The sequence below is a fragment of the Dialister sp. UBA1703 genome (genome assembly GCA_002320515.1).
Lineage (GTDB): Bacteria > Bacillota > Negativicutes > Veillonellales > Dialisteraceae > Dialister.
On the sequence record DCJJ01000088.1, the window covers coordinates 1 to 6,470 of the forward strand.

The window sequence follows — 6,470 nt, forward strand, 5'->3', positions numbered from 1 at the left end:
AGGTTTGACGGGCCTGCGGCCCGAGGGTTGTGGATTGCCGCTGACGCGGCAATAAGTATAAAGCCAGCGTTACGGGGCTTGCATTTGTGCCACCATGACTCCCCCGTCATTTCGAGCGGTGGTATATGTCGGCATGAATCACATAGTTTCATGGAGCCGGTGAAAGGGAGCCGAGAAATCTCCCTGCAGAACGCTGCCTTGCAATCGGTCAGCCGACTAAAAGGAAGGCCTCTCTATATTTCTCTTTTCCCCTTGAGGTGGCAAGGGAACTGGAGTCACACCAGCGAACATAATTTGTAGGAGCAAAGCGACGCGCAAATTATTGTGAGTCGGTGATAGCCGTGCTGTAGGGAGCTGTAAGGTGCGTATTCTGCATAGAATACGCAAGGCCGGATAGGTTGGCGCCTGGCCTGCCCATAAAGGCGCTTTCCTTTGGCTATCCGGCCCGATGTCTGAGAATCCAGTGACACGCTTCCCTATGGGTGAAGTGCCGCGGAGCGGCAAAAGGGTGTACGAGGGTAAGAATAATTATGATACTCCTTCACCAGTTTGTGCTGGACCAATTTCGGCTGAGTTGGAGGTCCTATACAGGACCTCCACAACAGCGAAAAATCTTGGTACGCGCCGCCAATGACTCATCTGTCACTAAAAACCAGTCGGCGGAAATTGGCCGCCCGCTCTGTGGGCTGAGCCCCATGGCGGCTTGAACCCGGGCTCCTCCCCCTTTGTTTTCAGGAATACCGTATATCTGAAATCTGACCGTCCGATGTCCGATAGTCTCACCGCCTCACTTCCCCGCCTCCACGTATTGACGCCCGTAAATGTATGCGCTATACTGTCCCCGTACACATTGACCACGATAAATATAAGGAGGCTCCTATGGATAAAAAAGACGAACGGCTCCTGCTGCTGAAGGCCGTCACCGATGACAGCAGGCTCCGGATTCTGGAACTGCTCCGGCAGGGCGAGCAGTGTGCCTGCGTGCTGCTGGAAGGGCTCCATTTCTCCCAGCCCACCCTGTCCCACCACATGAAAACCCTCTGCGAGGCGGGGCTGGTGCAAAGCAGGAAAGAGGGGAAATGGGTTTACTACTCTTTGAACCGGGAAAAAGGGCAGGCCCTTGCCCGGATGATCCAGGAATTATTTCAAGTCACTTATACAGGAGATGATCATCATGCATGCTGCCGATAAAGAACAGGGCATCAGTTTCTTCCAGCGCTACCTCACCCTGTGGGTACTGCTCTGCATGGCGCTGGGCGTGGCCCTGGGCCATTTCCTTCCCGCCCTTCCCCGTTTTCTGGGCCGTCTGGAAATCGACGGCATATCCCTTCCCATTGCCATCCTCATCTGGGTGATGATTTACCCCATGATGATTAAAGTGGACTTCCGAAGCATCAGACAGGCCGGAAAGAACGGCAGGGGCCTGCTGGTCACCTGGGTGACGAACTGGCTCATCAAGCCCTTCACCATGTACGGCATAGCAGCCTTCTTCCTTTTCCACCTCTTCTCCGGCCTTATCCCCCATGCCCTGGCCCAGCAGTACCTGGCAGGCGCCGTCCTTCTGGGCGCCGCCCCCTGCACCGCCATGGCCTTCGTATGGAGCACCCTCACCCGGGGAAATCCGGCCTACACCGTGGTGCAGGTGGCCACCAACGACCTGATCATCCTCATCGCCTTTGTGCCCATTGTGAAATTTCTTCTCGGCGTTTCTGAAGTTTCCGTGCCCTATGACATCCTCTTTGTAAGCGTCTTCCTCTTCGTGGTCATCCCCCTGGCCGGCGGCATCCTCACCAGACACGCCATCCTCCGGAGCCGGGGCCAGGCCTATCTGGACAACATTTTCGTTCATAAATTCGACAACGCCACCACCGCAGGACTTCTCCTCACCCTGGTCATTATCTTCAGCTCCCAGGCCGGCATCATCCTTGCCAATCCCCTGCACATCCTCCTCATTGCAGTGCCTCTCACCATCCAGACCTTCCTTATCTTCTTCCTCGCCTACGGCGCTGCCCATCTGCTGAAGCTCCCCTTTACCATCGCCGCTCCTGCCGGCATGATCGGCGCCTCCAATTTCTTTGAACTCTCCGTAGCCGTGGCGGTGGCCCTCTTCGGCCCCTCGAGCCCCGCCGCCCTGGCCACCACTGTCGGCGTCCTCACCGAAGTGCCGGTCATGCTGACACTGGTCAGGATAGCCAATGCAACGAAAGGGTGGCTCCCTCATGAATCATAAACCGCTAGTAGCCTTTATCTGTACCCACAACGCCTGCCGCAGCCAGATAGCAGAAGCCCTGGGAAGAAAATACGGCGCCCGACTATTTGAATGCTGCTCCGCTGGAACAGAACCGGAAACTGCCATAGACCCCACCGCCCTCAGGCTCATGAAAAAACTCTACCATATAGATATGGAAGAAAAGCAGTTCCCAAAGTCCATTCATCAGATTCCCCGGCCGGACATCCTCATCTCCATGGGCTGCATAAAAGGCTGTCCGTGGATGGGCCACCCCTTCGACGAGGACTGGCAGTTGGAAGACCCTGCCGGAAAAGGAGAAGAAGCCTTTTTGTCCGCCATCCATGAAATCGACATGAAAGTGCAGGCTCTGGCAGAAAAATTGAAAAAGCGCTGATTTTCCCTGTCCTCCTGCTCCCGTTGACCATCCCCCTGGCCAAGCGGGGACGACAGCCGAAAGACAGAATGTCCAGGGAAGCACTGATTCATTCGCAGAATCGAATTTCATATGAATTTTTATCCAATGCAAGAATGAAATCCGTTAACGATTTAATCAGCGCTTCCCTAACCCGCTGACATCCGTTTCCCTGCGTTCCTAAATACAGGGAAACCGCCAGCGGCAGGGGCATTCACCCCTTCCTTGCACTCTCCGCCCTCCATTTGCTATGATATCCACATGAAATCCCATTTCATGAAAGGACATACCTATGACAGCAGACAGAAAGAAAGGCATCCTCTCCGCCTCCCTGGGTTCCATCTTCTGGGGCAGCAGCGGCATTGCAGGCCAGTTTCTTCTCATCAATAAGAATATAGCCCCTGAGTGGCTCACCTTTTTCCGGCTCCTTACCGCCGGATTTCTTTTGCTCCTTTTCTCCCGTTTCCTGCATGGAAATATCGGCGCCATCTGGAAGGACAAAAAGGACAGGAACACCCTCCTCATCTTCAGTATCTTCGGCATGCTGGGCACCCAGTACGGCTATTTCGCCTCCATCAGCGCCAGCAACGCCCCTACCGCCACCATTCTGGAATACCTCATGCCCATCCTCATCATCTTCTGGTACTGCCTGACCGAAAGACGGTGGCCCCGAAGGCGGGAAATTTTCTGCACCATCTTTGCCGTAGCCGGCACCGCCCTCATTGCCACCGGCGGCAGCTTCCGGAGCCTGGCCATTTCCGAAAAAGCCCTCTTCTGGGGCCTCCTCTCCGCCCTGGCCTGCGCCCTCTACACCGTGGCGCCGGTAAAAATCATCAGGAAATACGGCGCGCCTCTGGTGGTGGGCTGGGGTATGTTCCTGGCCTCCTTCTTCCTCATCCCCGTGGCAGCCTTCACCCCCTTCACCGGTGCGGTGGATATGCCGGTGCTCCTTTCCTTCGCCTATGTGGTCCTCTTCGGCACCATCTGCTCCTTCGTCCTCTATTTGGGAAGCGTGGCCTACATCCTCCCCACCGAAGCCAGCATTATCTCCGCCATCGAGCCTTTCTCCTCCATCCTCTTCGCCTTCCTCATCTTCCACCTCCTCATGAACCCCTGGCAGCTTCTCGGCATGGCCCTCATCATCCTGGCCGTAGGTGCCGTGGCAGGGAAATAAGGGGGGCGGAAGGACGCAAAGGGGCGCGGCTGGCGCCGCAGGTTATGGCCTGCTGACGCAGGCAGGTTGTGTAGAAGGGCCACGGAAAAAGGTTCTTAAGATTGACACCCGCTTTGCGGGCGAAGATTCTTAGGTTTGACGGCCCCTGTGGGGCCGAGGGCTGTGGATGGCCGCCTATCGGCGGCAATGATTATAAAGTCAGCGTTACGGAGCTTGCCCGGCGGGAAGTCTGGCGCCTGAACCTCCAAGCTTTCAGAAAATACGGCCCATCGGACAGTGGACAGCCGTCTCACTTCACACTTTTAATTTCATTAGGCCACTCACAATGACAGTCCATAAAAAAAGCACCTTTGGAATTTTCCAAAGGTGCTGATTTATCGTGGTGCGCTTGGGGAGATTCGAACTCCCGACACACGGTTTAGGAAACCGCTGCTCTATCCAGCTGAGCTACAAACGCATTAATTTTATTTTACAAAAAGAAAGGGGATTTGTAAAGAGATGGGATGAAATCAGGTCAGTGAGGGCGGCCCTTGCGGCCGAAGGCTATGGCCGCCTGGGAAAGCGGGAAATCTGTCGTCTGAAGTCTGAAGTCTGACGTCTACCTTCTATCTCCCACCATATCCCGGAACCGGTCTTTTTCTTTCCGAAGAGAGGCGAAGAGGCGGGCTCTGGCGCGGTAGTAGGCAGCGCGGCTCATACCGGTGCGGCCGGTGATGGTCTGCCAGCTGTCTCTCCGGAGGATGGCGGCGAGGAGTTTCCTGTCCTCCGGCGAGAAGGGGAGGCTTTCGGCGATTTTCCGCACCGCTTCCATGGGGTCCATTTTCATGGGCACCCTTTCATCGGGGATGTCTTCCAGTCCTTCCAGGGAGTGGACTTCGCTTCTGAACCGTTTGGCGGCGGTTTTGATGATGTCCCCTTTTTTCCAGTACAGGAGGCGGCGTATGTAGTAGGCGAAGTACACGCCTTTGGCGCTGTCGTAGGCTTTGACCCCTTTGAGGAAGGCCAGGGTGAGGTCCTGAAGCAGGTCTTCCCAGTCCAGTCTGGTTTCCCCTGCCACCAGTTTCCGGAGGAGGGGTTCGTATTTCTTAAGGAGGCGCATCATGGCCTCTTTGTCTCCCTGCCGGGCTTCCTGAATCCATTTCGTTTCTTCTTCATAATCATTTTCCTTTTTCATGTGCTGTCCGTTTCCGGCATGCCTTTTGTATTTCCGCGGCTGGTTTCAGCATAGATGAAATAGAAATCGAACGCAAGTTCTGCGCCGTGCCCTGCAATTTCCTTTTTTCTTCTTACAGGACCGGCAGGACGGAGGGGCGCCCTTAGGCAGGAGGGCAGGGGGCTTTCCCTTTTTGGGCTGAAACAGGGAGAAGGAGTTTTGAAATATCCATTTCCATGGTATGTGATGTATAATAGAAGTAAAGGAAGACCATTTGAAAGAGGTGATTTGGATATGGATAAAATTCATATTAACCTGGGGAAGGATTCCTATGACATCCTCATCGATTCAGGGCTGGTGCGGAAGGCAGGGCCGGCGATTCGTGACCTGACGGGCGCCGAGAAGGTGGCTGTCATCACGGAGGACGGCATCGACAAGCTCTACGGCATGAGCCTGGTGAAATCCCTGGAGGATGCGGGAGTGCGCGCCCAGATGATCGTGGTACCCTCCAGCGAGAAGTCCCGCACCCTGGGCATTGTGCGCCGGGTGTACGGCGCCCTGGTGGATTTCGGCCTTGGTTCCAGTGATGCCCTGGTGGCGCTGGGCGGCCGGGTGGTGGGCGATATTACCGGCTTCACGGCAGCCACGTACCACCGCGGCATTTCCTATATCCAGTTTCCCACGTCCGTGCTGTCCCAGATCGGCAGTTCCATCGGCGGGAAAATCACCCTGGATCTGGATATACCCGCCGGGAAAAATGTGGTAGGCACCTTCTACCAGCCCAAGGCGGTTTTCATCGACCCCGGCATGGCGAAGACCCTGCCCCGCCGCTATTTCCACAACGGCCTGGGGGAAGCGGTGAAGCTGGGCTGCGTGGCGGACAAGGCGCTGTTTGAGCTTTTCGAACAGGTGTCGTCGGATATGGATATTTACCGGATGCTGCCGGAAATCATCCGCCGCTGCTGCACCATCAAGGCCCGTTATGTGGAAATGGATCCTTTCTCCAAAGGGGAGCGCCGGATCCTGGACTTCGGCCACACCATCGGCGGCGCCATTGAGCGGTGCCTTCGGTATAATGATGCGGAAATCACCCACGGCGAAGCCACGGCCATCGGTATGTACCTCATCACCCGCCGTTCGGAGCTGGAGGGCCTCACCAAGAGGGGTACCACCTCCCGGCTGGAGTATGTGCTGAAATCCCTGTCCCTACCCATCGGCACCACCATTCCCTACAACATCCTCTATGAGGCAGTAAAGCATGATAAGAAAATCAAGGGCGATGTGATCCAGATCACCCTGATCAAGGAAATCGGCGAAGGTTTCCTCTACACCATGCCGGTGAAGGAACTGGGCCAGTTCTTGAAATAAGAAATCAAAAAAGAGCTGTGAAAAAATGATTTGCATTTTTTCACAGCTCCTTTTGTATACGTAAATTTCACGGAAATTGGCCAAATGACAGTCAGCTTCCTGCCTCTACGTCATTTCGAGCGATGCTGCATGT

The 6,470-nt window shown here is 55.4% G+C and carries 6 protein-coding genes and 1 tRNA gene; 5 read left to right on the top strand and 2 right to left on the bottom strand.

Annotated features, from left to right (window positions below; translation table 11 throughout):
- Nucleotides 1–879 precede the first annotated feature (879 nt).
- From B2Y11_RS04395 to B2Y11_RS04410, 4 genes are all read left to right on the top strand, one after another.
- The gene (locus tag B2Y11_RS04395; RefSeq protein ID WP_291056694.1) at nt 880–1,191 is read left to right on the top strand and encodes an ArsR/SmtB family transcription factor; all 312 of its coding nucleotides are present in this window, start codon (nt 880–882) and stop codon (nt 1,189–1,191) included.
- Complete coding sequence (gene arsB, locus B2Y11_RS04400; RefSeq protein WP_291056697.1) at nt 1,175–2,230, top strand: ACR3 family arsenite efflux transporter; 1,056 nt, start codon at nt 1,175–1,177, stop codon at nt 2,228–2,230. Before B2Y11_RS04395 ends, arsB begins: the two co-directional genes overlap by 17 nt.
- On the top strand, nt 2,220–2,624 hold the full coding sequence (locus B2Y11_RS04405) for an arsenate reductase ArsC (RefSeq protein WP_291056699.1): 405 nt from the start codon (nt 2,220–2,222) through the stop codon (nt 2,622–2,624). Before arsB ends, B2Y11_RS04405 begins: the two co-directional genes overlap by 11 nt.
- Nucleotides 2,625–2,934: 310 nt before the next feature.
- Nucleotides 2,935–3,816, top strand: coding sequence for a DMT family transporter (locus B2Y11_RS04410; RefSeq protein ID WP_291056701.1), 882 nt, complete (start codon nt 2,935–2,937; stop codon nt 3,814–3,816).
- Between the two features lie 380 nt (nt 3,817–4,196).
- Here B2Y11_RS04410 and B2Y11_RS04415 read toward each other — a convergent pair.
- Both B2Y11_RS04415 and B2Y11_RS04420 read right to left on the bottom strand, forming a co-directional pair.
- Nucleotides 4,197–4,273, bottom strand: a tRNA-Arg gene (locus B2Y11_RS04415).
- Between the two features lie 141 nt (nt 4,274–4,414).
- The gene (locus tag B2Y11_RS04420; protein WP_291056703.1) at nt 4,415–4,990 is read right to left on the bottom strand and encodes a helix-turn-helix domain-containing protein; all 576 of its coding nucleotides are present in this window, start codon (nt 4,988–4,990) and stop codon (nt 4,415–4,417) included.
- A gap of 273 nt (nt 4,991–5,263) precedes the next feature.
- Here B2Y11_RS04420 and B2Y11_RS04425 point away from each other — a divergent pair, with 273 nt between their 5' ends.
- Nucleotides 5,264–6,337 (top strand): 3-dehydroquinate synthase family protein, encoded by a 1,074-nt coding sequence (locus B2Y11_RS04425; protein ID WP_291056706.1) that lies wholly within the window; start codon nt 5,264–5,266, stop codon nt 6,335–6,337.
- Nucleotides 6,338–6,470 lie beyond the last annotated feature (133 nt).

Coding starts and splice junctions, on each gene's coding strand:
- B2Y11_RS04410 (WP_291056701.1), top strand. CDS start 2,935: ATGACAGCAGACAGAAAGAAAGGCATCCTCTCCGCCTCCCTGGGTTCC.
- B2Y11_RS04395 (WP_291056694.1), top strand. CDS start 880: ATGGATAAAAAAGACGAACGGCTCCTGCTGCTGAAGGCCGTCACCGAT.
- B2Y11_RS04425 (WP_291056706.1), top strand. CDS start 5,264: ATGGATAAAATTCATATTAACCTGGGGAAGGATTCCTATGACATCCTC.
- arsB (WP_291056697.1), top strand. CDS start 1,175: ATGCATGCTGCCGATAAAGAACAGGGCATCAGTTTCTTCCAGCGCTAC.
- B2Y11_RS04420 (WP_291056703.1), bottom strand. CDS start 4,990: ATGAAAAAGGAAAATGATTATGAAGAAGAAACGAAATGGATTCAGGAA.
- B2Y11_RS04405 (WP_291056699.1), top strand. CDS start 2,220: ATGAATCATAAACCGCTAGTAGCCTTTATCTGTACCCACAACGCCTGC.